The organism is Neobacillus sp. Soil_C_43 (assembly GCF_057656715.1).
This window is the reverse complement of record NZ_JBDGJV010000010.1, coordinates 133,862-160,022: the sequence shown is the minus strand read 5'-3', so window position 1 is coordinate 160,022 and position 26,161 is coordinate 133,862. Positions and strand designations below refer to the sequence as shown.

Sequence of the window (26,161 nt, the reverse complement as noted above, 5' to 3'; positions counted from 1 at the left end):
CTCTCTTTTAGTCTTAACGCTTATGCATATTAATCCTTTTGATATCCATATCATCTTTTGTTTCGCCGTTTTCGTTTTCGCTATCACTCAAACGCATACCCTGAGGGGATTTTTTCATTTGCGTAATCAGTTCAGTAACGGCATGACGCGCATTACGGCTTGTAGAGTCCAGATTAGCTAAATTCTCGACATCGCGCATTAGCGTTTTATTATCTGTTACATAGACGTGATAGTATCTTGGTACGACTGAAAAAGCGGTTTTCTTCACCTGATCAGCCGTCATATTACGATCTTTTGAATCGGTAGTATAAGCAATCAACACTTCCTGATCAGTAACAAGTGTGGCTGCGTCATTCACGTTAGGAACATTTACACTATATTTACTAATAATATTGGCAAGCTGTTCGCGGTCTAAGGCTGTATAGCCGTCATTTGCCGTATTATCATTCATTATTGGGCTTTTTTGGTGGCGAACAAAACCATAATTGTCGCTAACGTTACGTACGCCACGGCTTGCACCTTCATTGTAAAGTTCGTGTCTTTTGTTATTCACATTAATGGTATTACCGCTTTCTTCATATACATCACGATTTCCCATATCCTTTGAGCATCCAGTTAATGCTGTTATGGTACATAATCCAGCGATTATGACAAATTTTTTCATCATATACACCTCCTTTTATTAGAATGGCCAATGTTCCGTTTTTTTTTCTTAGTAATTGATGGTGAATCGGTTATAATGGATAGTAGGAAATGGCTGGGATAACTGAGGTGAATAATATGATCGTAATAAACAATATCTCTTATGAAATTCTCCAGGAATATCGGGATGGGTATAATGAAGAGGCTTTTAAATCAAGGTATAGCGATATTTTATCTAGGTATGATTATATTGTAGGGGATTGGGGATACGGACAGCTGCGCCTGAAAGGGTTCTTTGATGACCAAAACCAAAAAGCTACTTTTGATACAAAAATTAGCACGTTAAGTGAGTACCTTTATGAATATTGCAACTTTGGCTGTGCATACTTTGTATTGAAAAAAGTGAAAAAATAAAGAGGTCGACTTGTGTCAACCTCTTTTTACTTTGCCATTGGTTTCTATTCATTATAGGGAGCCTGTTTGTCTGTTTCAGGGTCATCATGTGGCGGGTGTGCCCCGTCCATCTGTCTAGGCAAATCTTCATGAAGTGATTTATATTCATAATTAAATGCACTATAGTAGCGCTGTTCTTGTTCCCAGGGGGTGCTTTTATTCTCAACTGGATCATTTTTACCCCTCGGAGATCCGTATGGTCCCTCTGGAAGATCCTCTACCGTTAAGAAGTTCCTTTGAGCTTCCACATTTGAGAAATCATGATACTGCTCAGAATCTTTATCTGCCATGATAAACACACTCCTTTACTCCCTATTATTTGAAAAGAAGTGTGTATTTATGAAACTTAAATTAACTCCATCAAAAAGCCGCGTAATTCCTCGGCATCTTCTTCACTTAACTGAAAAGCATATTCTAAATAACCCTCTTCTTGTAAATCATCCAATCCAATAATAGCAAAGCGGTTTCCTTGCATATCAAGTACCAAATGCTTTCCGTAATGACGGTCACTTTGGACAATAGCTAAATCAAATCGCTGGTTTTCTCCAACAAAGCTAACAAATCTTGTTTTTGTATTTTCTGTATCATCGTATAGGAAAAAGCGTTCTTTCATGAAATGGTCTCCTTTAATTAAAACTGACATCTCTTATATAGTAACAAATAAATAGGACGGAGGGGAGTAAAGAATATTCCGTGACTTTTTACTAGAAATTTATGGTTAAAAAAACACGAACGGTGTCAAATTATGCTACAATATACGTAAATCATGTATGTTGGCTTCTGAGAGGGATGAATTTAATGGTCCGTCAGTACATAGAAAAGGTCAAAAGTGTATTGAAATGGGGAAAGATCGTCTTACCTCTTTCAACCATGCGCTTTTATCCTCCCCAATTTATATTAAGAAATCCTGTGCTAGAAGGGGTAAAAGCTGCCTTTCATGAAGGACACGAGGTAGCTGTTGTTGTCTTTCATATAAAAGATATGAATGAATTGTCAGAGCAGTTAAGCCAGTCCCAAAGCCATCAATTTATCAAACATACTAAGAAATTCTTTCGCTCTGCTGTGGAGAAAGAAATAGACAAGCAAGACGTGATTACCCTTGATGATTTTTACGGTGATGGACTAACGTTATACATAAAAGTAGATTATACACGTCATTCTCTCTCTGAGATTGATTTAGCGATGAGGAGAATCGTTTATAGCGTGGAGCATAGCCTGCAAAAGGCTTATCCTTACCTACAGCCTGTATTTAAGACTGGATATATGTTTGTAGAAAAAAAGCATTTGTCCATTCAGGATGCAATTGGAAGAGCTCAAAGGCAGGCTATTGCCATGGCTGAGAAACGAGTGAAATCTGAATTTAATGAAATGGTCTACTTAATGAAAAGAATTATTTCCAAAAAAGATATAAGATTATTAGCACAACCAATCATAGACGTGGCTACAAAAGAAGTACACGCGTGGGAGATGCTGACACGTGGTCCAGTAGGATCGGGTCTCGAAAGCCCTTTACCGTTGTTTTCGGTAGCAAGGCAAACAGGCTTGCTATATGAATTAGAAATGATCGTGATTGAAAAGGTACTTGAACAAATAAAAGCTGCCAAGTGCAGGAAAGATATATTTGTGAATTGTACCCCACTTACACTTGGAAATATCCGATTTACCCGCGATCTTAAAAATTTAATGCAGCAATATAAAGATATATCCCCTCGTCAGATTACCATTGAGGTAACGGAAAATGATTCGATTGAAGGCTTGAAAAACTTTATCTTTAATATAAAAATGCTGCGCTTAATGGGCTATAAGATTGCCATGGATGATACAGGTGCTGGGTATTCTAGCTTGAGTATTATTAGTGACATCATGCCAGATATTATTAAAATTGATCGTTCAGTTATTCAAAATATAGATAAAAATTCCATTAAAGAATCCATGTTAAAAGGACTGATGCTGGTAGCTAGGGAAGCGGGCTCCCTAGTTGTAGCAGAAGGAATCGAAAATGAAAACGAGGCATCCGTCCTCACAAGAAATAATGTGGATTTGGCACAAGGGTATTTTTATGCACGACCTACAGCGTTGGTTTCAGCTATTGCAACCTAGAAAAAGGAGTGGGATCCCATGTATTTTGTAGACAGGGAAAAAATAGAAGCAACATTAATTTACTTAGAAGAACTTATTCACCTCTTTTCGCAGCAAAAAAATTGGTCATCATCCCTGGAAAAAGCGGCTTTAGAACGGTTAAATCAAATGATGATTGAGTCTGTTTTAGATGTCGGAAATGCAATGATTGACGGCTTTATCATGCGTGATCCAGGAAGCTATGAAGACATTATCGATATCTTAGTCGATGAAAAGGTCATAACGGCTGAAACAGGAGAAAGTTTAAAAGTCTTAATTCACTATCGTAAAAAACTTGTACAGGACTATATTAGTATCAATCATATAGAACTTAACGAACAGTTTTCAGCCTATCTTCATGAGCTGGTCACTTTCGCGGCAAATGTTCGGGATTATTTGGCCAATGAACTAGGACCTGTTTCTGCATTTAAAAACTAATTAGAGGTTGACGCAGTCAACCTTTTTCTTTTTACATGATAAGAAAGTTTAAAATTCGACTTCGAGAACTGTCCAGCTCCAGCGCCTAGCCCCTCGGGTCAAATAACCTTCTGCAATAAAAGTCAAAAGACGTACTTTTCTTGCCGAAGAACATTTGCCTGTCGGGGCTGATCAAGGCGCTTGCGCTTTTCTTATTATTTTAGGGAAAAATACTAAGGGAGTGATAATATGAAAAAGTATAAAGGCTATTTAATTGATTTAGATGGAACGATGTATAAAGGATCGGAGCGGATTGAAGCTGCCTCTGATTTTGTGAAAAATCTACGAGACAATGGAATCCCGTATCTGTTTGTCACGAATAATTCATCAAGGACACCTGCCCAGGTGGCTGAGAAACTGGTTAGTTTTGATATTCCAGCCGAAGAAAAAATGGTCTTTACTACGAGTCAAGCTACCGCAAATTTCATTTATGAACAAAAAAAGGATGCATCTGTGTATGTTATTGGTGAAGAGGGGATACAGACAGCTATTGAAGAAAAAGGTTTTTCATTTGCGGGTGTTGAGGCTGATTTTGTCGTTGTTGGCATAGACCGTGAAATCACCTATGAAAAATTAGCTGTTGCTTGTTTAGCGGTACGAAACGGGGCTACATTTATCTCAACTAATGGGGATATAGCAATCCCAACTGAAAGAGGGCTATTACCGGGGAATGGTTCCCTAACATCTGTTATTTCCGTTTCCACCCAGACCAAACCAATCTTTATTGGAAAACCTGAGTCGATTATTATGGAACAAGCGTTAAAGGTTTTAGGAACCGCTAAGGAAGAAACATTGATGGTTGGAGACTATTATGATACAGACATATTAGCAGGAATGAATGCAGGAATGGATACCTTACTAGTCCATACAGGAGTCACCACAAAAGAATTGCTCACCGGCTATGACCGCCAGCCAACCTTTGTTGTTGATACCCTAGACCAATGGAAACTATAAAGGGGACAGTCCCCCGACGCTTTAACGCGGCGGGGGACTGTCCCCGTTTTTTTATTTCTCCTTTTCTCTTTCTTCCTCTTGTCGTGCGGCACGGTGTGCCAGTCGGCTTGAGGCAGCGGCGGCGATGGCGCCGACGATATCATCTAAAAATGTATGGCATTCACCAGTAGATTTATCATTTAAGTGCGCTAAAATCCCGGGCTTTAATTTGTCGATGTATCCATAGTTTGTAAAACCGATGGAGCCGTATACATTCACAATAGAAAATGCCAGGATTTCATCCACCCCATAAAGACTTTCGTCGGATCCAATGATCGATTGAAGAGGCTCCTCTAACATCCCTTTTTCTGCAAGCATATCAAGCTGTATTCCTGTGATTATGGCATTTTGTACTTCACGTTTAGAAAGAACACGTTCCACGTTTGCTATACAGTCTTCCATTTTGAGGTTTTTATGGTACTTTTCCTGCAAAAAGAAGACTAAATCAGCCATATCCTGAACTTCAACGCCTCTTTCTTTAAGCCATCTGCGAGCTGTTTCTTCAGTGAGATCTACTTTTTTGTGGTCTGCCATCCTCTGATCACCTTTTCTTTGGATTTTCACTATATATATACTCTTTTTCCATAAGATATGCAATTTTATGTAAAAGGAGTAAACCAAAATTTTATTTTCTCCTTCACCAAACTCCGCTATTCTTTTTAAACGTTCTGTTAATCTTGCCTGTTGATTTCCGCTCCAGGCACTGCGATTTCCGTGGGTGTTTCGGCGAGCCTCCTCGGCGCTTGCGCCTGCGGGGTCTCCCCTGAACCATACTCCCACAGGAGTCTTCGTGCCTTCCACTCCAATCAACAGGGGGATAAAAATCAACAATGTTCTTTAACTCTGCTTTTTAAAAAATAGGGGAAGAAACAAGTTTTTGAATGCCCATACATATATATGAGGTAAATAGATGTCTAGAGACGAGGTGGAGGAATGCTTCAAAAATTGCTTGAGAATCAATATGGGATTACTGTTGAGGAATATGTGAAATTAGATAGGTATGATGCGCTAAGAGGAAATGGCTGGTTGTATTTAGTCTCTAATCCTTCTGGCAGGGAAGAAGCAGATGTGACAGAGCTTGAGAAAATTGCGGAACATTTAAGGAATTATGGCGATCAATATGTCCCCATCTTCTTGCCAACCAAGGAAGGCCAACTAATTACCACTTGGGAGAAAAATAAATATTGTGTGTTAGCCAATCGACAAATGGAAGAGCAACGAAAAATCAAACTGGGACGAAAGCTAGCTAAATTTCACGAACGTGGCCGCAGGGTCCCCTTTCAAATTGAAAGGTCGAGCAGAATTGGGGAGTGGAAGTCCTTATGGGAAAAGCGTCTCGAACAGATGGAGAAAGTGTGGAACAATCTGCTCTTCCAAACACCAGAAGATGAATTCGAAAAGATGTTCATTGATTCATTTCCTTACTACTTAGGATTAACGGAGAATGCGATTCAATATTTGGTTGATTCGGAGCTTGATGATGAGCCTACAGAAACAGATGGTGGGACTGTTTGTCATGAACGTTTTACACAGCAAACATGGGGTGGACATTATATGATTAAAAGTCCATTTGACTGGGTTTTTGATCACCGCAGCCGAGACTTAGCTGAATGGACAAGGGAAAGATATTTCCGCAATATCCAAACCTATGATGTAGATTTAAAACAGTTTTTTAACGAATACCAAAGTGTTTCCCCATTAACATCCTTTTCTTGGAGGTTGTTATATTCTCGATTGATTTTTCCACTTCACTATTATGATTGTATTGAAAGTTATTATATTACTCGTTCTGAACAGGATAAGAAGGTATTAGAGGAACGTTTAAGCAAAATATTACGGCAAGCAAGTGAATACGAACGGTTTTTGGCTGGGTTCTTCCAAATGGCTGGAGCACCGATTCGCCGGTTCAACCTCCCCCAACTGGAGTGGCTTGGAAAATAATTTATAGTATTCAGATTTGTGGAACAATGTTTTAAAAAACATATGGTAAAATAATAATGTGATTCAGAATAATTAAGGAAGTGAATGCAGCATGAAGCCATACGTTTTTATTACACGGAAGCTTCCAGACGAAGTTGTAAAACCACTACTGCAAAACTATGAAGTGAGCATGTGGGAACAGGAGGATATTCCTGTTCCAAAAGATTTACTCCTTTCCGAAGCAAAAAAAGCGGATGCACTACTAACGATGCTCTCAGATTCCATTGATGAAAAGGTTCTAACCGCTGGAAAGAAGTTAAAGGTAGTCGCAAACCTTGCTGTGGGTTTTGACAATATTGATCTAAAAGTTGCCAGCAGAGAGGGAGTCGCAGTGTGCAATACACCTGATGTGTTAACGGATACTACTGCTGATTTAACCTTTGGACTGCTTATGGCGACAGCAAGAAGATTAATGGAAGCGGCAGAGTTTGTGAAAGACGGAAAATGGAAAAGTTGGAGTCCTTTGTTATTAGCTGGACATGACATTCATCATAAAACAATTGGCATTGTTGGTATGGGGAAAATCGGTGAGACGGTAGCAAAACGGGCAACTGGTTTTGAGATGAATATTCTGTACCATAACCGAACACGTAAGCCAGCGGTTGAACAAGAGCTTGGAGCAGTGTACGTGAGCCTTGATGAATTAGTGGAAAAAGCAGATTTTATTGTCTGCCTAACTCCGCTTACGAGTGAAACGAAAAATATGTTTACCCGAGAGATGTTTAAGAAAATGAAGCAGTCAGCTATTTTTATTAATGCCGGAAGAGGTCCAGTTGTTGATGAACAGGCTCTATTTGATGCATTAGTTGCAGGAGAGATTGCTGGTGCGGGTCTTGATGTGTTTGAGAAAGAACCAATTGGGGCAGACCATCCGTTATTACAGCTTCCTAATGTTGTGGCATTGCCGCATATTGGAAGTTCTAGTGTGGAAACAAGAATGGAAATGATGAAGCTCTGCTTGTCAAATATTCAAGCGGGGATAGAGGGAAATGAACCGAAGACATTGGTGAATAAAGATTGGAAACCCTTAGTCAAGGCTTAATAGCATAAATAAAGCGATTGCCGCCTTGGCAATCGCTTTAACATTTTATTAAAATACTTGTTCTACTTCAACAACGCCTGGAACTTCTTCTAATAATGCTCTTTCAATCCCAGCCTTTAATGTGATCGTTGAACTTGGGCAGCTTCCGCAAGCACCTAATAAGCGGAGCTTAACAATACCATCCTCTACATCTACTAATTCACAATCCCCGCCATCGCGAAGAAGAAATGGACGTAACTTATCTAATACTTCTTGAACTTGCTCAATCATTTGTTGTTCTTCCACTGTTAATCGACTCCTTTCCTACTTATATTATAATGTCATTAGTGCTAAAAATCCATTCTCAGAAATTAGTAAAGCACACATTTAAATACATTTTCTTAGTTTTTATAGTAAATATAAAGTACAATAAAAGAAAAAAGGCAGGAAGTATACATGAGTAGAATTGAAGTGGAAATCGTTCTTTATGGTGCTGAACAATTGTGTCCTAGCTGTGTGAATTTACCTTCTTCAAAAGAAACCTTCGAATGGCTTGAAGCTGCTGTTGCAAGAAAGTTTCCTAATCAACCCGTTAAGATGGTTTATGTAGATATAGAGCAACCCACTGGTGATGATGAAAAACGTAGCTTTGCCCAAAGAGTCATTGATGAGGACATGTTTTATCCTGTTGTCGTGATCAAAGACAAAGTAGTGGGTGAAGGAAACCCACGATTAAAGACCATATTTTCAGAACTAGAAAAATATGGATATCAAGCAATGTAAAAAAGAAGCATTCCGCAGTGGAATGCTTCTTTTCCATTATCCATTATGAAATTTATACATCCAAAGAATTCCTGATTTCAATAAACGGGCCACACGTCCGGTAATGGCATGATCAGCCATCAATCCAAAGCCATGCTTTTTGCCGAGAGAGCCAAGGATGCCCTTTAATTTAATTGGAGGGAAAGATGTAGGAGGCTCTTCCCCTTTCCAGCGTCTTTTTAGTACCTCAACAATTTGCTCTGCCTGTCCCTCAGCCAATTGAGCACTAGGAGCATGTGGAAGGCTTGCACAGTCACCGACAACAAACACGTGCTCATCACTTGGCAAATGATGAAGTGGAGTAAGGACCAATCTTCCCATACGATCTTTTTCCCCGTCCATATCGCGGACAATTTTACTTGCTTGAATGCCAGCCGTCCATACAATGACATCACAATCGATAGGAACATCGTGATTGTATAACTTCTTTTCTTCTACTTTGGTGATGTTTGAATTGTTAATGATTTCCACATTGTTTTTAACAAACCAATTTTCCACGTATTTACTTAAACGTTCAGGAAAAGAGGATAAAATATGGTTCCCTCTATCAAATAATTTAATCTGAAGGTCTTCTCGGCTTTCACTTAATTCGCTAGCTAACTCTACTCCACTTAGACCAGCACCGACAATCGCTACAACAGAACCAGGTCCGAGATTGTTTAAAACAGAATAAGTGTGACGTGATTTATCAATACTCTGTATGCTATAGGTATATTGCTCTGCACCTGGAACATCATGATACTTATCCTCGCAGCCAAGACCCACAACTAAATCATCGTAGCTAATTGCCTCAGCATCCTTTAATTCAATCTTTTTATCAGTCGTATTAATCCCGATAACCTCGCCGTATTTTACGACTAAACGAGGGTGTTCCGGGAAGGTAACACGGATTTCTTTATCTGAAATCGTTCCAGCAGCTAATGCATAATATTCCGTTTTTAAGCAGTGGTAAGGGACTCGGTCAACAAGTGTAATTGTTACGTCCTCTGGTAAATGATTTGGAAGAAGTTCATTTAAGATCTTCATCCCGCCGTATCCACCACCGAGAATGACAAGGTTTTTCATTATTAATTCCCCTTTGTTTATCCGGTTTTTCATAAAGAATGGTTAGCGCTTGCAATTTTAAAATATTAGAATAATAATCTCTTTCTTTACCACATACGAGTATAACTAAAATGTGTACAAATAACAACATTTTTCATACTATTCTTGACACTGAACCCTAGAACATGGTAATTGACGAAGAGGTTGAAATAGAGTAGCATATCTAGGTGTGGAGAGGTGAAACTAGTGATTCAGCCTATCATTGAATTTTGTATAAGTAACTTGGCAAATGGTGCTCAAAAGGCACTTGAAAAATTACAAAAAGATCCTGACTTGGATATTATTGAATATGGATGTCTCGGATATTGTGGGAAATGTGCCACCACACTTTATGCTCTAGTGAACGGAGAGGTCGTTACTGGTAACACAGCAGATGAATTGGTTGATAATATTTACCAATATCTAGAGGGAAATCCGATGTTTTAACTAAAGGGAGCAAGCCGCTTCCTTTTTTTCTTAAATAGAATAGATTATAGTATGTGAATCTTAACAGTTGAGTCCTGTAATTGTAGTGTATATACTATATTAAAAGCGCAGGTAAAGGTGGGGAATTTGAATGAGTAAGGAAGTTGTTATACTAACTGAAGCAGCAGCACTTCATATTAAAGAAATGATGAAGCATAACGAGGAAGAAGGTGCACTCTTACGTGTTAGCGTAAAAGGGGGCGGATGCAGCGGATTATCCTACGGGATGGGCTTTGATCATGAGGTAAATGAAAATGACCTTCAACTCGAACAGCATGGGATTCAAATACTTGTTGATAAAGAAAGTGCAGCTATCCTCCAAGGGACAAAAATTGATTATAAAGAATCCATGATGGGTGGGGGCTTCACCATTGATAACCCGAATGCCATCGCTTCATGCGGATGCGGATCTTCTTTTAGAACAGCAACTGCTACAGGAACTCCGGAAGAATGTTAGAAAATAGAAAAAGGCGCCCAACGGACGCCTTTTGTTTTTTATTGCTTAAACATAGAAGAACTGTGTAATGGCTGTGCTTTTGCCTTTGGATCGATGTATGTTTTGGCGTTATTAACAGCTGTTGGTGCTTCACCAAAACCACAAGCAATTAGTTTCACTTTTCCATCATAGGTACAAATGTCTCCAGCAGCATAAATACCTGGTGTATTTGTTTCCATTTTTGAATTAACAAGGATGGAATTCTTTTCAATTTCAAGACCCCATTCTTTAATTGGTCCAAGGGAAGAAACAAACCCATAATTACAGATGACTGCATCTACATCAATTGTTTCCTTTTCTTCACCATTTACCGTGGAAAGAACGACTTGTTTAATTCCGTTCTCATCGCCAATTAATTCAGCAGGCACGTATGGAGTCTTTACATCCACTTTTGAATTGTAAAGGTTTTCCACACTGTGTTCATGTGCACGGAACTTATCGCGACGGTGAACAATTGTTACCTTTTCAGCAATTGGTTCAAGCATTAATGCCCAGTCAACTGCAGAATCTCCGCCACCGAATACGACTACCTTTTGACCAGCAAACTGATTTAAATCTTCTATGAAATAATAGAGGTTTTTATGTTCATATTGCTGTGCACTTTCTAATTCAAGACGGCGCGGTTGGAAAGCCCCATTTCCAGCAGTGATAATAACTGTCTTTGAATAATGCACTTCTTTATTAGTTGTTAATTTGAACGTTCCATCTTCTAGTTTCTCTAACTTTTCAACAGATTGCTCAAGAGCGATAGAAGGGTCGAACTTGGCCATTTGTTCTTTTAGGTTATTAATTAATTCTTGAGCACGGACTTTTGGGAAGCCAGCTACGTCATAAATATATTTTTCCGGATAAAGAGCCGATAGTTGTCCACCAAGCTGTGGTAAGCTTTCAATGATTTTCACTGATGCTTGTCTCATTCCGCCATAAAAGGCAGTAAATAGACCAACAGGGCCGCCTCCGATTATTGTAATGTCATAAACTGTTTGATTTTCTTGCACTCCGTATCCCCCCAACTAGTAGTAACAAACTCCACTCACTATAATATCATAAAACTAGGAAATCCTCACAACTTTCTAGCAATTATTCAGAGTAGGTGTAATTTTTAAATAATAAAATATCGGTCATAATGGGGCCGGTTTTATAATATTGTTAAGGTAAATATTTTAAAAAATCCGCTTGAAAATAGTGTTAAAGTAGCATAAGATGTAATGTGGATATATTGTTAACATTCTGTGGCAAAAAAGGCACATTTATGTGAATGATGTAACAGGTTCAAATATTCAGTCAAATTTATTTATTTTATTCATTCCCTATGTGCTTACTAGTTTATTCTTTTTCTTTGAAGCCATTCGTGAATAATATCACATACATTTTTACACAAAGCAAAATAAAAATGGGCTTAGCAGTGGAAGATAAGAAAAAGAGAAATTTATTCAAAAATATTATTATAAAAGGTGGAAGTGATCACTTTGAGAAAGCCTAAAATCGTTATTATCGGTGCTGGTTACGGCGGACTTATGACAACAGTTCGTTTACAAAAGTTAATCGGTGTAAATGAAGCAGATATCGTATTAATAAATAAGAACGACTATCATTATGAAACAACATGGTTACACGAGGCTTCTGCTGGTACATTACATCATGATCGTGTTCGTTATGATATTAGAGATGTCATTGATCGTAGTAAGGTTGATTTTGTTCAAGATACGGTGGTTGAAATCAACAGAGAAGAGAAAAAGGTTATTTTAGACAAAGGTGAAGTCGATTATGACTACCTTGTTATCGCCCTTGGAGGCGAGCCTGAAACGTTTGGAATCAAAGGCTTAAAAGAATATGCATTTGGAATTACCAATGTGAATTCTTCCCGCCAATTACGTGAGCATATTGAATATCAATTTGCTACGTACAATATGGAAGAAGAAAAGAACGACAATCGCTTGGTTATTGTTGTTGGTGGTGCAGGATTTACAGGAATTGAATTCCTGGGTGAGTTAACGAACCGTATTCCTGAATTATGTCATGAATATGATGTGGATTTCCATAAGGTAAAGATTATCTGTGTGGAAGCTGCACCAACGGTATTACCAGGATTTGACCCAGAGCTTGTAAATTATGCGGTTTCTCAACTAGAGCGTAAAGGCGTTGAATTCCTTATTGGAACGGCGATTAAAGAAGCGACTCCTGAAGGTATTTTTGTAGCTAAAGGTGAAGAGGAAACACGCGAAATTAAGGCTGGCACAGTTGTTTGGGCAGCAGGTGTACGTGGTAATGCGATTATCGAAAAGTCTGGTTTTGAAGCAATGAGAGGTCGTGTAAAAGTACAATCTGACCTACGCGCACCTGGACATGATGAGGTATTCATTATTGGTGATAGTTCTCTTGTAATCAATGAAGAAATCAATCGTCCATATCCACCAACCGCACAGATTGCTATGCAGCAAGGTGAAGTGGTTGCGCGCAACTTAGCAGCACTAGTTCGCAACAAGTCTGAACTTGAATCCTTCACATTCGACAACAAAGGTACAGTATGTTCCCTTGGCGAAGATGATGCAATTGGTGTAGTATTTGGTAAAAAATTAACTGGTGCTAAAGCATCCTTCATGAAGAAAGTAATCGACAATCGTTCTCTTTATATGATTGGTGGAGCAGGCCTAGTATTGAAAAAGGGTAAATTTAACGTATTCTAAAAATACAACAGGTAAAAGGACAGAGAATCTTCTGTCCTTTTTTTGGTATAGTAGATTAAATAGTTTAGTTTACGTAGGGAGTGTTAATATGAGCAGTCGTGAAAAACGCGGGAAGGTATGGTTGGCTGTTTCTGGATTAGTGAAATCCAGCGAAGGCCATTGGCTCGTGGTAAAGAAGAGGTACGGAGGCCTAAAGGGGCAATGGTCTTTACCTGCAGGTTTTGTTGAGGAGGGGGAGACCGCTGACGAGGCTGTGATTAGGGAAGTGAAAGAAGAAACCGGAATCAGCTGTACTGTTAAGGGGTTAATTGGATTAAGAACAGGTGTTTTAAAAGGGGAAATAAGTGATAATATGCTTGTATTCTTGCTTGAACCTGTGAAACAGGAAGAAAGAATTATACATCAGGAGAATGAGCTGTATGAAGCAAGATTTATAGCTCCACATAAATTGCTTCTTGAAAAGGATGCGTCCATTCTTTTACATTATTTAATTGAACAAATGGAATTAACTAGTAAGCCCGGTGTAGAGGATCTAAACCCTGGAAATCAATTTGGATATACAGCTTATAAATTATTTTTGTAATTTTTAGAAAATTTAAGTAACACTTAGAAAATGAAAGAAAACTTACAATGTATCCGTTTTCTTTGCCTTATTTGGTGAATTTCCGGTCTTTTCTTTTTACTCGATCCTTGATATATTATCAGAAAATTAAGTTAATAATTTAAGGGGATGATCAAGATGACAGTGAAGAGCGTGGATACAAAAAAGTGTGATTATTGTTCAGGTAATGGGTATTTTCAACTATTGCTAGGAGGATCGGAAACTTGTTCCTGCTGCGGCGGTTCAGGGACGAAAAAAGACTAAAGATAAATCGAATGATTGTAAAATGCTCTACATTGCTTCTTCGGATCACTTCGAAGAGCTATTTTTTTGTCTGTTTTTGTGTTGACTCCCTTTTAGACATTCAGTACACTAAAAGTTGATGTATAAAGGGAGGAATCTCGGATGCAAATGAGCATTGTGGTGTTAATCATATCGATTGTGCTATTTTTTGTCTTATTTTTTGGAATTGGGTTTATCCTTAATATGCTACTAAGAATGTCATGGGTAATGGCTATAGTGTACCCTGTAGTGGCAATTTTAATTGTAGATAAAGTCCGTTTTGTTGAATATTTTACAAATAGTAAAGTGGCCTTTCAGGAACTAGGACAAAAGTTCAGTTCTTTAGCCACTGCAGATATTCTAATATTGGTAAGTGGGTTAGCAGGGGCCATTGCTGCTGGTTTTACAATTAAGTTATTACGTAAGAATGGATATCAGATGTTCTAAGACTTTTTACCTTAAGGTAAAAAGTCTTTTTTAGTTGTTGGAAAAAATTTCTCACTTCTTTTTTGAATATTTCCCTTCAGCTTGGGAATGAATATTTTGGGAGGAGTGAAAATTTTAATGAATAAAACAAAAAATTGGATTAAACGATTTGCTCTTGTATGTCTATTCTTAATGGCATTATTAGCAACCTTCCAATCCATCTCTGGCGTAAATGCAAGAATTCTAATTAATCATATTGCGTCTGGACTTTCTGTAAGTGAAACTGCTTCAAACACAACGTCGCCATCGTTAGAGGATGCTTTTGATTGGTCAAAGTACCCTAAACATACAGTTACGGCCACAGGATATACAGCAGGGATTGAATCAACAGGTAAGAGCAAAGGACACCCGGAGTATGGAATTACCTATTCCGGTGTAAAAGTAAAACGTGATTTATTCTCCACCGTTGCAGCTGATTTAAACGTTTTCCCTATTGGTACGATCCTATTTGTTCCAGGCTATGGATATGGTGTCGTCGCGGATAAAGGAGGAGCCATTAAAGGAAATGAGCTCGACCTTTATTACGAAACGGTTGAGGATGTTTATAACAAATGGGGCAAAAAACAGGTCGACGTGTATGTTGTTCAAAAAGGGAATGGTAAGCTCACTGAGGAACAGCTGCAGGCATTAAACGAAGATAAGGCTCTGCAGGTATTTCGTCAGCAGTATACAAGCTCAGAGAAAAGGTAAGAAACAGGCCCAGTGCCTGTTTTTTTTTATAGACTGTGTTAAAGAACATTGTTGATTTTAATACCCTGTTGATTGGAGCGGAAGGCGCGAAGACTCCTGTGGGAGTACGGTTCAGGGGAGACCCCGCAGGCGTAAACGCCGAGGAGGCTCGCCGAAACGCCCACGGAAAGCGAAGCGCCTGGAGCGGAAATCAACAGACAAGTTTAACGAAGCCTTTTTATAGGATGAAAATTTAGTCTATCGAAATAAACAAACCTTTTCGATATAATAGAGAAGACTAACATGGAGGTGGAGTGGACATGTTTCACGTTAAAAAAGAATTGGATTTTACAACAGAGCATGAAGGCTTGGTTATCGGTTTGTTTGATAAACCCGAGAAATTTACTGGACCATTAGCCAATCTTGATGAGAGGTTTGATGGACAACTTACCGAATTGGTTAAGTCAGGTGACCTTTCTGCAAAATTAAAAAGTATTACAAAAGTACATAGCTTTGGAAAAATTGCAGCCAAGCGCATTTGGTTTGTCGGATTAGGAAAAGAAAAAGAGGTATCCTTTGAAAAGGTTAGAGCCGCATTTGGTAAACTATTCAAGGAGGTTAAAGCAAGTAAGATTGTAGAAACAGCTATTTACTTAGATTCGTTTATTACAGACAAAGTAGATGCTTTGGATGCAGCACACGCATTAAGTGAGGCGTTTTCGTTATCTACCTATCAATTCGAAGGCTATAAGCAAAGGTCGAATGAGCCAGAGAAAAAATTAGAGAATCTGACTGTTTACTGTAACACTAATGAAGAAGATTTACAGGCATCATTGAATGTTGGTTATGCTTTTGGAAGAGGGACCAACTCTGCAAGGACACTTGTGAACACTCCAGGTAACTTACTAACAGCCACTGATATGGCGAACTATGCAAAAGTGCTTGCAGCCAAGTATGATTTTGAAGTAGAAATTTTAGAGAAGGCAGAGCTTGAAAAGCTTGGGATGGGTGCGTTTCTAGCGGTTAATCAAGGGTCTACGGAGCCACCTAAGATGATTGTTTTAAAATATCAAGGAAAAGACGAATGGAAGGATGTCATTGGTCTTGTTGGAAAAGGAATTACCTTTGATACGGGTGGCTACTCGATTAAAACAAAGGCTGGAATCGTGGGCATGAAAACCGACATGGGCGGAGCGGCTGCTGTCCTTGGTGCTATGGAGATTATCGGAGAAATAAGACCAGAGCAAAACGTTGTAGTAGTCATTCCTTCAACAGATAATATGATTAGCGGTGGGGCGTTTAAGCCAGACGACGTCATTACGTCCATGAGTGGGAAAACCATAGAGGTGTTAAATACAGACGCAGAAGGCCGCCTTGTGCTAGCAGATGCTGTTACATATGCTAAGCATCATGGGGCGGATTATTTAGTGGATGTTGCCACATTAACTGGTGGCGTTATCACTGCACTAGGGTTGCATACAACAGGTGCAATGACGAACCATGAATCTTTATATGAGCAAGTACTGGAAGCTTCGATGGAAGCGGGAGAAAAAATGTGGCAATTGCCATTGTTTGAAACCGAAATTGAACGTGTAAGAAACAGTAAAGTAGCTGATTTGAATAACTCTCCTGGCAGTGAAGGTCATGCGTTAGTCGCTGGTGCGTTTATTGGCGAGTTTGCTGAAGGGACCCCATGGGTACACCTGGATATTGCTGGGACGGCCACTTCTTCGAAGGACTATGACCTGGGTCCAGCAGGTGCAACAGGAGTTATGACGCGTACGCTTGCCTTATTTGTTGAACGATTTGAACCGATTGGAAAATAGACTGGAGAAAGCTTCATATTCGATTTAGAGGATTACATACGCTTTTGCCCACTCCAAACCCCATCTTTTTGCATATGCAATAGTGTAGGCAAGTATAGATGAAAAAGGAGGTAATGGTGTATGTACCCTTATCGAAGCCCGTACCCGGTACACGATCAACGATTTATTGGCTTTGGATTGCCGTTAGCGATAGGTGGACTTAGTTTTCTAGGAGGCTTACTAGGAGGCGGATTAGGAGCATCTTTTGCAGCTCGCCCTTTTTATGGCGGATTCGGTTACCCAGGTTTTGGCTACCCAGGTTTCGGCTATCCACCAATGGGCTTTCTGCCTGGAGGCTATCCACCTATGGGATTCCCAGGTTATTATTAGGAACAAGTTAAAAACAGCTCTCGAGGCTGTTTTTTTCGTTTAGATGATAGATAAAAAAAGGAAATTTTTAAGAAATGGAGAATAGGTTTAGATAGTAAAGATCTACATACCGGAGGGGTAGAAATGATAAAGGACACATTAATTGAAGCGCTCGGAATAAAGATTACTCAATTAGGAGAAGGGAAAGTCACTGCCACAATGCCAGTAGATGAGCGAACTCGCCAACCATTTGGATTACTGCACGGAGGCGCATCTGTTGCCTTAGCAGAGACAGTCGCAAGTGTTGGAGCTTATGAATTAGTGGATAAAGAAACAGAGGGTGTAGCTGGATTAGAAATAAACGCAAACCATGTTCGTCCGAAAACCGAAGGTGTGGTTACGGCAGTAGGGACAGTTCTGCACCAAGGAAAATCAACGATGGTTTGGGATATTAAAATTACAGATGAACAAGACAGACTAATTTGTGTTTCTAGATGTACAATGGCAGTGATTAAATTAAAAAAATAAAACAGTAACCAAATAAAGAATGGGATTTTTTCCATTCTTTATTAGATTATAAGAAAAGTATAAAATACTTTGAGAATTGTCCAGCTCCAGCGCCTAGCCCCTCGGGTCAAATAACCTTCGGCAAGAAAAGTCAAAAGGCGGACTTTTCTTGCCGAAGAACATTTGCCTGTCGGGGCTGACCAAGGCGCTTGCACTTTTCTGTGTCTATTGTACAAAAATTTAAAAAATTTAGATTGGTTTCATGATATAATCAAAGAAATAAAAAAAATAGAAAAAAAGCACAATTTTTTGTACAGGTTTCTTTATATAATGATAGTAAGATGGAAACGAATGGTGGTGATAGTAAAATGAGAACGAAGAAACAATATTTATTTATTGATTTTGAGTTTACAATGCCTGAAAGAAATATGCGTATGAAGGACTTTTTTGCGGAAATCATCGAGGTTGGAATAGTTGCCGTAGTTGATGATGAGGTTACGGAACAATTTTCATCCTATGTTTCACCACTTAAATTCCCAAAACTATCAGAACGCTGCAAATCATTCTTACATATTTCACAGCAGCAGGTCGATAAGGGGCTATCAATTTATGAACTTATAAAAAAGCTGGAGGAGTTCAATAAAAATAACTATGATACCACTATTGTTACTTGGGGAAATATGGATATGAAGGTCTTACGGCATAATTGTTTACAGGCGGGCATGGCATTTCCTTTTAAGGCAGCTGAAATTGATTTGTCTATGGAATATAAACGGTTCTTTGGTGATCAAAATCAAACCGGTCTATGGAAAGCTGTTCAGGAATATGGCAAAGAAGGGACAGGCAGGCACCACCGGGCATTAGATGATGCGTTGACTACCTACAATATATTCAAACTTGTTGAAAAGGATAAACGGTACTTGGAAAAACCAAAACCAACAACTATTGGGGATCGTATTGATTTTTCAAAGCTATTAAATGAATTTGCATAAAAGGCCAAATCATTCAAACTGATTTGGCCTTTTGTTCTTCTATAACTTATAATCCTTTTCTAATGCTGCGACCGCTTTCAAGCTCATTTCAGCCCATTCTGATGGAGCTTCCTCGAGGTCTTTTTTCATTTTGGCCATAGCTTCTTTTAAGGATTCCTGATAATCAGGGATTTCACCATCAAACTGTTTTACCATCTGTTTCGGAATATTAGCTTGCTCCCTAAAAGCGAGTGCCCGTCTTTCATGGAAAATTAGAACATCAGCATCCTTAGGATTATGAAGATCCCCTTGCATCGGGTGTTTAAGAACACCCAAAACTCTTACTAAAAAATGCTGAGGTCGAACTTCCGTTAATTCCCCAATATATTTCCCAGTTTTATAAATCCCTGTAACAATATCACCAATTTGCAACTCCGACACATCCATCACTCCTCCATCTAATTGTTTCTCCTTTCATTTTATAAGAAAACATAGTAAATTAAAAACAATGTGTGAAATAATATTCATTCGTTTAAAGTGGATAATTGGAGGGAAGCTAAATGAGAAAGAAATTGCAAATAATTGTCACACTAATGACAATCGTTCTAGTATTGGCAGCATGTGGGACAAGTTCGAACAAGGAAGAAGCAAAAGTGAAGACTGCCACGCCAAAAACAGAACAAAAGAAAGGAGACGAACAAGTGTCAAATACAGTGTATCCTCAGTTAACTACTGAAGTAGCTGAAAATGAGAAATTGATTGAAATGGAAACTTCCATGGGGAAAATCAAAATTAAATTATTTCCCGAGTATGCACCAAAAGCAGTTGAGAACTTTGTGAAACACAGTGAAGAAGGGTATTACGACGGACTTATTTTTCATAGAGTAATAAATGATTTCATGATTCAGGGCGGAGATCCTAATGGGAATGGAACAGGTGGAGAAAGTATTTACGGCAATCCGTTTGAAGATGAATTCTCTAATAATCTTTTCAATCTACGCGGAGCCCTTTCAATGGCTAACTCCGGTGCGAACACAAATGGAAGTCAGTTTTTTATTGTTCAAAAGACCTCTCTAGATCCATCTATGAAATCGGAAATGGAAAAAGCGGGTTATCCAAAAGAGATGATAGAAGCCTACGATAAAAATGGTGGAACACCATGGCTTGATCATAAACATACAGTTTTCGGTCAAGTGGTTGAGGGGATGGATATTGTTGATAAGATTGCCAATACCCCAGTAGATCCAAAGGACAAGCCAGAAAAAGACGTAATCATCAAAAAAATTACCGTTTTAAAATAAACGGAACGGTGAAAGGATTCATTGGTAAGAAACGTTTTTTGTTGCTATAATTACTTTTTAGAGCCATTCCTTTTAGAAAGGGAGATAAAAATGTTTCTACCATCCGTTCTATCATTGTTTTTATATTTTCCGGAAGATAAATCAGAGTATATTCCTGCAGCCATTACGTTTGCTATTTTTTTAATTGGTGCTCTTCTGACGATGAGATTCATCATAAAGATTTCCAAACGTGAGGCTCTGAAGACAAAAGAGCTAGAGGAACAAATACTAAAAAATAATCAGTCCAATCAGAGAAACAGTTAACCAGTGCTGTTTCTTTTTTTATACGAAAAGAGATGAATAGGTCTACCCACTCAAGCCCATACTAAGCGCAAATTGTCTATTAATGGGGGAGTACATATGAAAAATAGCTGGTTGATTATTCCACTTCTTTTGCTGACAGGATGTATGGAAAAGGAAATAAAAAAACTGGATGTTGAGATGTTCAATGCTTCAGGAGACTCACTTGGAACAGTTACATTGGCCGAGCAAACCAGCGGTGTGAAAATGTCGGTAAGTTTAAAGGGTCTTCCAGCTGGAGAGCATGCCATTCATATTCATGAAAAGGGGAAATGTGAAGCACCTGATTTTAAATCGGCAGGTAATCATTTTAACCCAGAAAAAAAAGAACATGGACTCCTTCATCCCAAAGGGGCACATGCGGGAGACTTGCCAAATTTAATTGTAGAGGATAGTGGGTCTGTAACGGCAGAATTAATGGCGCCAAATGTAACGTTAAAGAATGGGAAGAAATCGTTGTTTACGAAAGAAGGAACATCTATTGTCGTCACCGAAGGAAAGGATGATGGGATGACCCAACCAACGGGTGACTCTGGAAATCGAATCGCTTGTGGTGAAATTTCAAAGAATAAACAAGGACAAAAAAAGGCGCAGGAAGAACAAGAATAAAATCGAGGGCTATCTCTATCAAGGGATAGCTTTTTTGTTTGAATACTCTTAAAAAATTTATTCATAATGGGTAGGAATCTAAGCTTATCCAAAAAGTGAGACATACACTACAGAGAGACGGTAAGGAGGCGATAAAATGGACAAAAGACAATTTGGCGGATTCCCCGGACAAATGGGTTACCCGCAAATGGGGGGCTATCAGCAACCTGGATTTGGACAAATGGGAGGTTATCAGCAACCTGGATTTGGACAAATGGGAGGCTATCAGCAACCTGGATTTGGACAAATGGGAGGTTACCAGCAGCCTGGATTTGGACAGATGATGGGAGGCTATCACCACCATCACGGCTATCCACAAATGATGGGAGGCTTTCCTCAACAAATGGGAGGCTTTCAACAACCGATGATGGGTGGGCAGCAAACAGGCTTTCCACAAATGATGGGTGGACAGCAACCTGGATTCCCACAAATGATGGGCGGGCAACAGATGGGTGGATCGACTCAAGGACAGAAACCACCATCAATGGGCGGCCAACGGAAAAAAGACAAAAAATAATGAGTGTCATTTGAATTATAGGTAAACCTGTCATCTTTTTATAAGGGACAGGTTTTTCTATTTCTTGCTTTTTATCGTAATTTTCAAGACAATGAATTCATTAAATTAATTATTGGAGTGCATGGACAATGGAACAAAAATTATATTACCAAGATGCGTACATACAAACGTTTTCTGCCCAAATAGTAAAACAAGAACAAGACGAACAAGGACAGTGGTATGTTGTTTTAGACCAGACAGCCTTTTATCCAACAGGTGGCGGACAGCCATATGATCAAGGAACCATTGCGGATAGGAACGTTATCAATGTGGAAGAAAAAGAGGGAGAAATTCGTCATTACCTGGAAACCCCTTTACAAGAGATTGAAGGAATAAAAGAAGGGATAGTTGATTGGGAAAGACGGTTCGACCATATGCAACAGCATTGCGGACAGCATATTTTATCAGCAACCTTTGATCATCTTTTTCAATATAAAACGGTTGGTTTTCATTTAGGAGCAGAGACGCTGACAATAGACCTTGAAACTGTGACTCTAACAGAACACGAAGTAAAGAGGGCAGAGGAACTTGCAAATAAAATTATTTTAGAAAATAGAGAGATTAAAGTGAAATGGGTAACGGAAGAAGAGTTATCCCAATATGCTCTTCGAAAAGAGACAAAGGTAAAAGAGGATATTCGACTTGTGATTATCCCTGATTTTGATTATAACGGCTGTGGTGGAACACATCCTAAATCAACAGGGGAAGTTAGCGCCATTAAAATATTAAATTGGGAAAAACAGAAGAAAAAGATTCGACTGCAATTTGTTTGCGGGCACCGAGTAATAAAGCAGCTTGAGAAAAAGCAAAAGGTGATGCTTGAATTAACTAAGCTACTCAATGCTCCCGAAAAAGAAATGGAATCTGCTGTCAGTCGATTGGTTGAAAACGGAAAAAGTTTGGAAAAGGCGTTGGAGCAAGCGCGGGAAAATTTACTTCAGTATGAAGCAAAGGACCTATTGGCCAAATCAGAGGACGCTCGTCAAATAGTGGGTGAGGTATTTCAAAATCGAACCATCCAAGAGCTACAAAAGCTTGCTCGACTTATAACTGCGGAAAACGATCAGGTCCTAGTTTTCATTGTATCAACCAATGAAGGTAGGTTACAGCTTGTGTGTGCTAGGGGTGCTGCAAGAGAAGAGAATATGAAAGCAATAGTTGGAGAAATTCTACCAAAGATAAATGGAAAGGGCGGTGGAAATGAATCCTTTGCACAAGGCGGAGGAGATGCCCACCTACCAGCAGAAGAGATTCTTGAACTTATCCTAGCGCGTTTAAAATAGCTTCATGTAAGTTTTCTTTGCTTGGATATTTAGGTATACTTGGATTAGAAATGTGAGAGGGTGAAAATCGTGGGATTTTTAGATGGATTAATGGGAAATGCATCAGAAGTAAATGCTGCAGAAGTACAGCGGGAATTTGGACGAGTTCTAGCACCGGCTGAACAAATTGAAAAGGCATATAAACTTATTCGTGATATGTTTATTTTTACTAATAAGCGATTAATATTAGTAGACAAACAAGGACTTACAGGGAAAAAAGTCGAGTACCATTCGATTCCTTATAAAAGCATTACACATTTCAGTATTGAAACAGCAGGAAACTTTGACTTAGATGCAGAACTAAAAATCTGGATCTCAGGAAATGCTCTTCCATTACAAAAGCAATTTAACAAAAACCTTAACATCTATGAACTTCAAAGTGTTCTTGCAGAATATGTTCTGAAATAATACGACGAAGATGAGCTGGGGAGAATAATATGAGAAAAGAGCTTCAAACAAACTTGCAATATGTGGACGCATTAAATGAGTGGGATCCATTTCAATTAAAGACGGGCGGCTATGAAACAGAAATTGCTGATACCGTGCAAGCAGTGCATGAATTAAATGATTCAAAAAAGCTTGCGGAGCGAATTCAAGCCATTTATGAGTTATCATTTGAAAAACTAATCCCGATGGAAAGCTGTTTGAAAATGGCAGAGAAATTACTCATCATAAAAGAAAATGAATCTTGTTCTATCTAATAAAAAAAAGGACAAACCATTATGGTTGTCCTCTCAAAAAGGGGGAATACTAGAAAGCTTTATATTTTAAGCTTTTCCAGATTCCTCTTTTTATATACTCCTAAAAGAAAAAAATAAAAAAGCGGTACTTTTGAACCCGCTTTTCAACGTTGCTTTATAATCACTCACTATGTGCTAATAATTCAGTAGCAGGGATATCTAGAACAGTAGATATTTTTAGAATCGTTTGGTTACTTGGAATTTGTTCCCCAGATTCATACTTTTCAATGGTTTGCGTCCCCACTCTAATCTTTTGAGCTAGTTCCTCTTGGGTCATGTTTACTCTTTCGCGGTAAGTTTTAATGGTGTGGCCGATTGTATTCATACCGTTCACCTCTTTTTAGAAAATATATTTTCTCACTATTAGTATATCATTGTATTATTTTTTTACTTATTCCCTTTTTGAACATTTTGTTAAAAAATTCTTCTAGAGCCATTAATTCATGGAGAAGCTTTTTTGATTAAACCTATTTAGTATGATATAATCTTTAAATGCGTATATAAGGGTATAAATAATTATTACTTAGGAGTGTTTTCATGTCAGAAAAATTCGAAACAGGCAGTATAGTAACAGGTAAAGTAACGGGTATTCAACCATATGGTGCGTTCGTTGCGCTAGACGAAAATACACAAGGTCTTGTACACATCTCCGAAATCACGCACGGCTATGTAAAAGATATTAATGAACACCTTAAAGTTGGAGATGAAATCAAGGTTAAGGTATTATCTGTGGACGAAAGTGCTGGAAAAATTGGCTTATCTATTCGTGCAACAGAAGAAGCACCTGTTCAACAACAACAACAAGCTGTTAAAGCTAAGAAGCCTCGTAAGCGCCAGGCAGCAGCAATTATTCCTGAAGCTGATGGTCAACAAGGTTTTAACACGTTAAAAGATAAGCTTCAAGAGTGGATTGATCAGTCACAACGTGAAGAAATTAAAAAATAATGAATCTAAAAGCCTAGTACCTGCTATGACACATAGCTTGGACTAGGCTTTTTTTTAGAGATTAAAAAAAGTTTATTAGAAGTGTTCATTCTTTTTTGGGGCTCGGCTACAATAGTACTATACATACTTAAATTTCAGGATTGAAATGGAGGAAGGATTCATGAAATCTAACGTTAATACAAGTGAATTGATTGAGAAAACAGAGAAATATGGTGCAAATAACTATCATCCACTTCCAATTGTCATATCACGTGCTGAAGGTGTCTGGGTGGAAGACCCGGAAGGCAACAAATACATGGACATGCTTAGTGCATATTCTGCAGTAAACCAGGGTCATCGTCATCCGAAAATCATTCAAGCATTAAAGGATCAGGCAGACAAAGTCACATTAACTTCACGTGCCTTCCATAATGACCAGCTTGGCCCGTGGTATGAAAAAGTTAGCCAATTAACGAATAAAGAAATGGTCCTTCCAATGAATACAGGGGCAGAAGCTGTTGAGACGGCTGTAAAGGCAGCTCGCCGCTGGAGCTATGATGTGAAAGGGATTGCCGAAGACCAAGCAGAAATCATTGCTTGTGTAGGAAACTTCCACGGAAGAACAATGACAGCCGTTTCATTATCGTCCGATCCTGAATATAAACGTGGATTTGGTCCAATGCTTCCAGGTATTAAGCTCATTCCTTATGGAGATTTAGAGGCGTTAAAAGCAGCGATTACTCCAAATACAGCTGCATTCTTAATTGAACCGATTCAAGGTGAAGCTGGCATTGTCATTCCACCGGAAGGGTTTATCAAGCAAGCAATGGACCTTTGTAAGAAAAATAATGTTCTTTTTATAGCGGATGAAATTCAAGCGGGACTAGCACGTACGGGTAAAATGTTTGCATGTGAATGGGAGGGAATTGAACCGGACATGTATATTCTTGGCAAAGCACTTGGCGGGGGTGTATTCCCCATTTCATGTGTCGTTGCCAATAAGGATATCTTGGGAGTATTTAATCCAGGTTCACATGGTTCTACTTTTGGCGGAAATCCAATGGCTTGTGCGGTTTCTATTGCAGCATTAGATGTGTTGGTTGATGAACAGCTTGCACAAAAATCACTTGAGCTTGGAGAATATTTTATTAGCAAATTAAAAGAAATTAAGAATCCTAAAATAAAGGACGTCCGCGGAAGAGGATTGTTCATCGGAGTGGAATTGACAGAAGCTGCTCGTCCGTATTGTGAACAATTAAAGGATTTTGGACTTCTTTGTAAAGAAACTCATGATACAGTCATTCGTTTTGCACCTCCCCTCGTCATCACTAAAGAAGAGTTAGATTGGGCAATCGAGCGGATTGTCAAAGTATTAGGCTAAGA

Annotated in this window: 36 protein-coding genes; 27 read left to right on the top strand and 9 right to left on the bottom strand. The window is 38.8% G+C overall.

Annotated elements, in window-relative coordinates; all coding sequences use genetic code 11:
* Positions 1-13: 13 nt before the first annotated feature.
* Positions 14-667, bottom strand: a complete 654-nt coding sequence (locus AC3A54_RS14945) for a YhcN/YlaJ family sporulation lipoprotein (RefSeq protein WP_487655037.1) — start codon at positions 665-667, stop codon at positions 14-16.
* Positions 668-780: 113 nt separating this feature from the next.
* Between AC3A54_RS14945 and AC3A54_RS14940 the strand changes: the two genes are divergently transcribed.
* Positions 781-1,056, top strand: a complete 276-nt coding sequence (locus AC3A54_RS14940; protein WP_308082641.1) for a YutD family protein — start codon at positions 781-783, stop codon at positions 1,054-1,056.
* Positions 1,057-1,100: 44 nt separating this feature from the next.
* On the opposite strand, the gene AC3A54_RS14935 is transcribed toward AC3A54_RS14940, so the two are convergent.
* Together AC3A54_RS14935 and AC3A54_RS14930 are read right to left on the bottom strand one after the other, a co-directional pair.
* A complete protein-coding gene (locus AC3A54_RS14935) occupies positions 1,101-1,385 on the bottom strand; it encodes a cytosolic protein (RefSeq protein ID WP_335532749.1) in 285 nt (94 codons plus the stop codon).
* Positions 1,386-1,441: 56 nt separating this feature from the next.
* Positions 1,442-1,708, bottom strand: a complete 267-nt coding sequence (locus AC3A54_RS14930; RefSeq protein ID WP_335532747.1) for a DUF3055 domain-containing protein — start codon at positions 1,706-1,708, stop codon at positions 1,442-1,444.
* 185 nt (positions 1,709-1,893) lie between these two features.
* Here AC3A54_RS14930 and AC3A54_RS14925 point away from each other — a divergent pair, with 185 nt between their 5' ends.
* The 3 genes from AC3A54_RS14925 to AC3A54_RS14915 all read left to right on the top strand — a co-directional run bounded on the left by AC3A54_RS14925 (position 1,894) and on the right by AC3A54_RS14915 (position 4,644).
* Entirely contained in the window at positions 1,894-3,195 is a 1,302-nt protein-coding gene (locus AC3A54_RS14925; protein ID WP_487655036.1) for an EAL domain-containing protein, read from the top strand.
* Positions 3,196-3,213: 18 nt separating this feature from the next.
* Positions 3,214-3,651 carry a DUF86 domain-containing protein gene (locus tag AC3A54_RS14920; protein ID WP_487655035.1) on the top strand — a complete coding sequence of 146 codons (438 nt, stop codon included), beginning with the start codon at positions 3,214-3,216 and terminating at the stop codon, positions 3,649-3,651.
* Between the two features lie 228 nt (positions 3,652-3,879).
* The gene (locus AC3A54_RS14915; protein WP_487655034.1) at positions 3,880-4,644 is read left to right on the top strand and encodes a TIGR01457 family HAD-type hydrolase; all 765 of its coding nucleotides are present in this window, start codon (positions 3,880-3,882) and stop codon (positions 4,642-4,644) included.
* A 51-nt stretch (positions 4,645-4,695) separates the two neighbouring features.
* Here AC3A54_RS14915 and AC3A54_RS14910 read toward each other — a convergent pair whose 3' ends face one another.
* Positions 4,696-5,217 carry a phosphatidylglycerophosphatase A family protein gene (locus AC3A54_RS14910; RefSeq protein ID WP_309859647.1) on the bottom strand — a complete coding sequence of 174 codons (522 nt, stop codon included), beginning with the start codon at positions 5,215-5,217 and terminating at the stop codon, positions 4,696-4,698.
* A 399-nt stretch (positions 5,218-5,616) separates the two neighbouring features.
* Between AC3A54_RS14910 and yutH the strand changes: the two genes are divergently transcribed.
* Positions 5,617-6,624 (top strand): spore coat putative kinase YutH, encoded by a 1,008-nt coding sequence (gene yutH / locus AC3A54_RS14905; protein WP_487655033.1) that lies wholly within the window; start codon positions 5,617-5,619, stop codon positions 6,622-6,624.
* Positions 6,625-6,715: 91 nt separating this feature from the next.
* Positions 6,716-7,705 carry a 2-hydroxyacid dehydrogenase gene (locus tag AC3A54_RS14900; RefSeq protein ID WP_487655032.1) on the top strand — a complete coding sequence of 330 codons (990 nt, stop codon included), beginning with the start codon at positions 6,716-6,718 and terminating at the stop codon, positions 7,703-7,705.
* A 48-nt stretch (positions 7,706-7,753) separates the two neighbouring features.
* Here AC3A54_RS14900 and AC3A54_RS14895 read toward each other — a convergent pair whose 3' ends face one another.
* Positions 7,754-7,975 (bottom strand): NifU family protein, encoded by a 222-nt coding sequence (locus AC3A54_RS14895; protein WP_087946365.1) that lies wholly within the window; start codon positions 7,973-7,975, stop codon positions 7,754-7,756.
* 165 nt (positions 7,976-8,140) lie between these two features.
* Here AC3A54_RS14895 and AC3A54_RS14890 point away from each other — a divergent pair, with 165 nt between their 5' ends.
* On the top strand, positions 8,141-8,467 hold the full coding sequence (locus AC3A54_RS14890; RefSeq protein ID WP_487655031.1) for a YuzD family protein: 327 nt from the start codon (positions 8,141-8,143) through the stop codon (positions 8,465-8,467).
* Between the two features lie 36 nt (positions 8,468-8,503).
* Here AC3A54_RS14890 and AC3A54_RS14885 read toward each other — a convergent pair whose 3' ends face one another.
* The gene (locus AC3A54_RS14885; protein ID WP_487655030.1) at positions 8,504-9,571 is read right to left on the bottom strand and encodes an NAD(P)/FAD-dependent oxidoreductase; all 1,068 of its coding nucleotides are present in this window, start codon (positions 9,569-9,571) and stop codon (positions 8,504-8,506) included.
* Between the two features lie 225 nt (positions 9,572-9,796).
* Here AC3A54_RS14885 and AC3A54_RS14880 point away from each other — a divergent pair, with 225 nt between their 5' ends.
* Together AC3A54_RS14880 and erpA are read left to right on the top strand one after the other, a co-directional pair.
* On the top strand, positions 9,797-10,036 hold the full coding sequence (locus AC3A54_RS14880; protein WP_487655053.1) for a YuzB family protein: 240 nt from the start codon (positions 9,797-9,799) through the stop codon (positions 10,034-10,036).
* A gap of 130 nt (positions 10,037-10,166) precedes the next feature.
* On the top strand, positions 10,167-10,532 hold the full coding sequence (erpA, locus tag AC3A54_RS14875) for an iron-sulfur cluster insertion protein ErpA (RefSeq protein ID WP_335546851.1): 366 nt from the start codon (positions 10,167-10,169) through the stop codon (positions 10,530-10,532).
* Positions 10,533-10,570: 38 nt separating this feature from the next.
* On the opposite strand, the gene AC3A54_RS14870 is transcribed toward erpA, so the two are convergent.
* Positions 10,571-11,569, bottom strand: a complete 999-nt coding sequence (locus tag AC3A54_RS14870; RefSeq protein ID WP_308082654.1) for an NAD(P)/FAD-dependent oxidoreductase — start codon at positions 11,567-11,569, stop codon at positions 10,571-10,573.
* A 471-nt stretch (positions 11,570-12,040) separates the two neighbouring features.
* On the opposite strand from AC3A54_RS14870, the gene AC3A54_RS14865 reads away from it, so the two are divergent.
* The 9 genes from AC3A54_RS14865 (at position 12,041) to kapD (ending at position 18,969) form a co-directional block, all read left to right on the top strand.
* A complete protein-coding gene (locus tag AC3A54_RS14865) occupies positions 12,041-13,258 on the top strand; it encodes an NAD(P)/FAD-dependent oxidoreductase (protein WP_308082655.1) in 1,218 nt (405 codons plus the stop codon).
* 88 nt (positions 13,259-13,346) lie between these two features.
* Complete coding sequence (locus AC3A54_RS14860; RefSeq protein WP_487655029.1) at positions 13,347-13,841, top strand: NUDIX domain-containing protein; 495 nt, start codon at positions 13,347-13,349, stop codon at positions 13,839-13,841.
* 156 nt (positions 13,842-13,997) lie between these two features.
* Positions 13,998-14,123: a YuiA family protein gene (locus tag AC3A54_RS14855; RefSeq protein ID WP_308082657.1), complete on the top strand. Its 126-nt coding sequence runs from the start codon at positions 13,998-14,000 to the stop codon at positions 14,121-14,123.
* Between the two features lie 141 nt (positions 14,124-14,264).
* Complete coding sequence (locus AC3A54_RS14850) at positions 14,265-14,588, top strand: YuiB family protein (RefSeq protein ID WP_335546844.1); 324 nt, start codon at positions 14,265-14,267, stop codon at positions 14,586-14,588.
* Positions 14,589-14,705: 117 nt separating this feature from the next.
* Positions 14,706-15,317: a 3D domain-containing protein gene (locus AC3A54_RS14845; RefSeq protein WP_487655028.1), complete on the top strand. Its 612-nt coding sequence runs from the start codon at positions 14,706-14,708 to the stop codon at positions 15,315-15,317.
* A gap of 299 nt (positions 15,318-15,616) precedes the next feature.
* Positions 15,617-17,122: a leucyl aminopeptidase gene (locus AC3A54_RS14840; RefSeq protein ID WP_487655027.1), complete on the top strand. Its 1,506-nt coding sequence runs from the start codon at positions 15,617-15,619 to the stop codon at positions 17,120-17,122.
* Positions 17,123-17,242: 120 nt separating this feature from the next.
* A complete protein-coding gene (locus tag AC3A54_RS14835) occupies positions 17,243-17,491 on the top strand; it encodes a hypothetical protein (protein WP_487655026.1) in 249 nt (82 codons plus the stop codon).
* 123 nt (positions 17,492-17,614) lie between these two features.
* Positions 17,615-17,998, top strand: coding sequence for a hotdog fold thioesterase (locus AC3A54_RS14830; protein ID WP_487655025.1), 384 nt, complete (start codon positions 17,615-17,617; stop codon positions 17,996-17,998).
* A 347-nt stretch (positions 17,999-18,345) separates the two neighbouring features.
* Positions 18,346-18,969, top strand: coding sequence for a 3'-5' exonuclease KapD (kapD, locus tag AC3A54_RS14825; RefSeq protein ID WP_335532716.1), 624 nt, complete (start codon positions 18,346-18,348; stop codon positions 18,967-18,969).
* Positions 18,970-19,008: 39 nt separating this feature from the next.
* Here the strand turns inward: kapD and kapB are convergent, their stop codons facing one another.
* Positions 19,009-19,389 carry a kinase-associated lipoprotein KapB gene (gene kapB, locus AC3A54_RS14820; protein ID WP_487655024.1) on the bottom strand — a complete coding sequence of 127 codons (381 nt, stop codon included), beginning with the start codon at positions 19,387-19,389 and terminating at the stop codon, positions 19,009-19,011.
* Between the two features lie 323 nt (positions 19,390-19,712).
* Here kapB and AC3A54_RS14815 point away from each other — a divergent pair, with 323 nt between their 5' ends.
* The 7 genes from AC3A54_RS14815 to AC3A54_RS14785 all read left to right on the top strand — a co-directional run bounded on the left by AC3A54_RS14815 (position 19,713) and on the right by AC3A54_RS14785 (position 23,815).
* A complete protein-coding gene (locus AC3A54_RS14815; RefSeq protein WP_374121061.1) occupies positions 19,713-20,249 on the top strand; it encodes a peptidylprolyl isomerase in 537 nt (178 codons plus the stop codon).
* A gap of 90 nt (positions 20,250-20,339) precedes the next feature.
* Entirely contained in the window at positions 20,340-20,552 is a 213-nt protein-coding gene (locus AC3A54_RS14810) for a hypothetical protein (protein ID WP_308082667.1), read from the top strand.
* 96 nt (positions 20,553-20,648) lie between these two features.
* Positions 20,649-21,197, top strand: a complete 549-nt coding sequence (locus AC3A54_RS14805; protein ID WP_487655023.1) for a superoxide dismutase family protein — start codon at positions 20,649-20,651, stop codon at positions 21,195-21,197.
* Positions 21,198-21,333: 136 nt separating this feature from the next.
* Positions 21,334-21,753, top strand: coding sequence for a hypothetical protein (locus AC3A54_RS14800; protein WP_487655022.1), 420 nt, complete (start codon positions 21,334-21,336; stop codon positions 21,751-21,753).
* Between the two features lie 128 nt (positions 21,754-21,881).
* A complete protein-coding gene (locus AC3A54_RS14795) occupies positions 21,882-23,075 on the top strand; it encodes an alanyl-tRNA editing protein (protein WP_487655021.1) in 1,194 nt (397 codons plus the stop codon).
* 69 nt (positions 23,076-23,144) lie between these two features.
* Positions 23,145-23,522 carry a PH domain-containing protein gene (locus AC3A54_RS14790; RefSeq protein WP_308082671.1) on the top strand — a complete coding sequence of 126 codons (378 nt, stop codon included), beginning with the start codon at positions 23,145-23,147 and terminating at the stop codon, positions 23,520-23,522.
* A gap of 29 nt (positions 23,523-23,551) precedes the next feature.
* A complete protein-coding gene (locus tag AC3A54_RS14785; RefSeq protein WP_308082672.1) occupies positions 23,552-23,815 on the top strand; it encodes a DUF1871 family protein in 264 nt (87 codons plus the stop codon).
* Positions 23,816-23,975: 160 nt separating this feature from the next.
* On the opposite strand, the gene AC3A54_RS14780 is transcribed toward AC3A54_RS14785, so the two are convergent.
* Complete coding sequence (locus AC3A54_RS14780) at positions 23,976-24,179, bottom strand: helix-turn-helix domain-containing protein (protein ID WP_308082673.1); 204 nt, start codon at positions 24,177-24,179, stop codon at positions 23,976-23,978.
* A 212-nt stretch (positions 24,180-24,391) separates the two neighbouring features.
* Between AC3A54_RS14780 and yugI the strand changes: the two genes are divergently transcribed.
* Together yugI and AC3A54_RS14770 are read left to right on the top strand one after the other, a co-directional pair.
* Entirely contained in the window at positions 24,392-24,799 is a 408-nt protein-coding gene (yugI, locus tag AC3A54_RS14775; protein WP_335544585.1) for a S1 domain-containing post-transcriptional regulator GSP13, read from the top strand.
* A gap of 160 nt (positions 24,800-24,959) precedes the next feature.
* Positions 24,960-26,159 carry an ornithine--oxo-acid transaminase gene (locus tag AC3A54_RS14770; protein WP_487655020.1) on the top strand — a complete coding sequence of 400 codons (1,200 nt, stop codon included), beginning with the start codon at positions 24,960-24,962 and terminating at the stop codon, positions 26,157-26,159.
* The last annotated feature ends 2 nt before the right edge of the window (positions 26,160-26,161 follow it).

Excerpts from the sequence above, each read along its gene's own strand:
- AC3A54_RS14815 (WP_374121061.1), top strand. The coding sequence starts at position 19,713 with ATGGAAACTTCCATGGGGAAAATCAAAATTAAATTATTTCCCGAGTAT.
- yutH (WP_487655033.1), top strand. The coding sequence starts at position 5,617 with ATGCTTCAAAAATTGCTTGAGAATCAATATGGGATTACTGTTGAGGAA.
- AC3A54_RS14930 (WP_335532747.1), bottom strand. The coding sequence starts at position 1,708 with ATGAAAGAACGCTTTTTCCTATACGATGATACAGAAAATACAAAAACA.
- AC3A54_RS14805 (WP_487655023.1), top strand. The coding sequence starts at position 20,649 with ATGAAAAATAGCTGGTTGATTATTCCACTTCTTTTGCTGACAGGATGT.
- AC3A54_RS14910 (WP_309859647.1), bottom strand. The coding sequence starts at position 5,217 with ATGGCAGACCACAAAAAAGTAGATCTCACTGAAGAAACAGCTCGCAGA.
- AC3A54_RS14785 (WP_308082672.1), top strand. The coding sequence starts at position 23,552 with ATGAGAAAAGAGCTTCAAACAAACTTGCAATATGTGGACGCATTAAAT.
- AC3A54_RS14855 (WP_308082657.1), top strand. The coding sequence starts at position 13,998 with ATGACAGTGAAGAGCGTGGATACAAAAAAGTGTGATTATTGTTCAGGT.
- AC3A54_RS14845 (WP_487655028.1), top strand. The coding sequence starts at position 14,706 with ATGAATAAAACAAAAAATTGGATTAAACGATTTGCTCTTGTATGTCTA.
- AC3A54_RS14915 (WP_487655034.1), top strand. The coding sequence starts at position 3,880 with ATGAAAAAGTATAAAGGCTATTTAATTGATTTAGATGGAACGATGTAT.
- AC3A54_RS14895 (WP_087946365.1), bottom strand. The coding sequence starts at position 7,975 with ATGATTGAGCAAGTTCAAGAAGTATTAGATAAGTTACGTCCATTTCTT.
- AC3A54_RS14795 (WP_487655021.1), top strand. The coding sequence starts at position 21,882 with ATGGAACAAAAATTATATTACCAAGATGCGTACATACAAACGTTTTCT.
- AC3A54_RS14800 (WP_487655022.1), top strand. The coding sequence starts at position 21,334 with ATGGACAAAAGACAATTTGGCGGATTCCCCGGACAAATGGGTTACCCG.
- AC3A54_RS14925 (WP_487655036.1), top strand. The coding sequence starts at position 1,894 with ATGGTCCGTCAGTACATAGAAAAGGTCAAAAGTGTATTGAAATGGGGA.
- AC3A54_RS14860 (WP_487655029.1), top strand. The coding sequence starts at position 13,347 with ATGAGCAGTCGTGAAAAACGCGGGAAGGTATGGTTGGCTGTTTCTGGA.
- AC3A54_RS14810 (WP_308082667.1), top strand. The coding sequence starts at position 20,340 with ATGTTTCTACCATCCGTTCTATCATTGTTTTTATATTTTCCGGAAGAT.
- AC3A54_RS14935 (WP_335532749.1), bottom strand. The coding sequence starts at position 1,385 with ATGGCAGATAAAGATTCTGAGCAGTATCATGATTTCTCAAATGTGGAA.
- AC3A54_RS14945 (WP_487655037.1), bottom strand. The coding sequence starts at position 667 with ATGATGAAAAAATTTGTCATAATCGCTGGATTATGTACCATAACAGCA.
- AC3A54_RS14830 (WP_487655025.1), top strand. The coding sequence starts at position 17,615 with ATGATAAAGGACACATTAATTGAAGCGCTCGGAATAAAGATTACTCAA.
- AC3A54_RS14920 (WP_487655035.1), top strand. The coding sequence starts at position 3,214 with ATGTATTTTGTAGACAGGGAAAAAATAGAAGCAACATTAATTTACTTA.
- AC3A54_RS14900 (WP_487655032.1), top strand. The coding sequence starts at position 6,716 with ATGAAGCCATACGTTTTTATTACACGGAAGCTTCCAGACGAAGTTGTA.
- yugI (WP_335544585.1), top strand. The coding sequence starts at position 24,392 with ATGTCAGAAAAATTCGAAACAGGCAGTATAGTAACAGGTAAAGTAACG.
- AC3A54_RS14850 (WP_335546844.1), top strand. The coding sequence starts at position 14,265 with ATGCAAATGAGCATTGTGGTGTTAATCATATCGATTGTGCTATTTTTT.
- AC3A54_RS14840 (WP_487655027.1), top strand. The coding sequence starts at position 15,617 with ATGTTTCACGTTAAAAAAGAATTGGATTTTACAACAGAGCATGAAGGC.
- kapD (WP_335532716.1), top strand. The coding sequence starts at position 18,346 with ATGAGAACGAAGAAACAATATTTATTTATTGATTTTGAGTTTACAATG.
- AC3A54_RS14940 (WP_308082641.1), top strand. The coding sequence starts at position 781 with ATGATCGTAATAAACAATATCTCTTATGAAATTCTCCAGGAATATCGG.
- AC3A54_RS14890 (WP_487655031.1), top strand. The coding sequence starts at position 8,141 with ATGAGTAGAATTGAAGTGGAAATCGTTCTTTATGGTGCTGAACAATTG.
- erpA (WP_335546851.1), top strand. The coding sequence starts at position 10,167 with ATGAGTAAGGAAGTTGTTATACTAACTGAAGCAGCAGCACTTCATATT.
- AC3A54_RS14770 (WP_487655020.1), top strand. The coding sequence starts at position 24,960 with ATGAAATCTAACGTTAATACAAGTGAATTGATTGAGAAAACAGAGAAA.
- AC3A54_RS14885 (WP_487655030.1), bottom strand. The coding sequence starts at position 9,571 with ATGAAAAACCTTGTCATTCTCGGTGGTGGATACGGCGGGATGAAGATC.
- AC3A54_RS14780 (WP_308082673.1), bottom strand. The coding sequence starts at position 24,179 with ATGAATACAATCGGCCACACCATTAAAACTTACCGCGAAAGAGTAAAC.
- AC3A54_RS14835 (WP_487655026.1), top strand. The coding sequence starts at position 17,243 with ATGTACCCTTATCGAAGCCCGTACCCGGTACACGATCAACGATTTATT.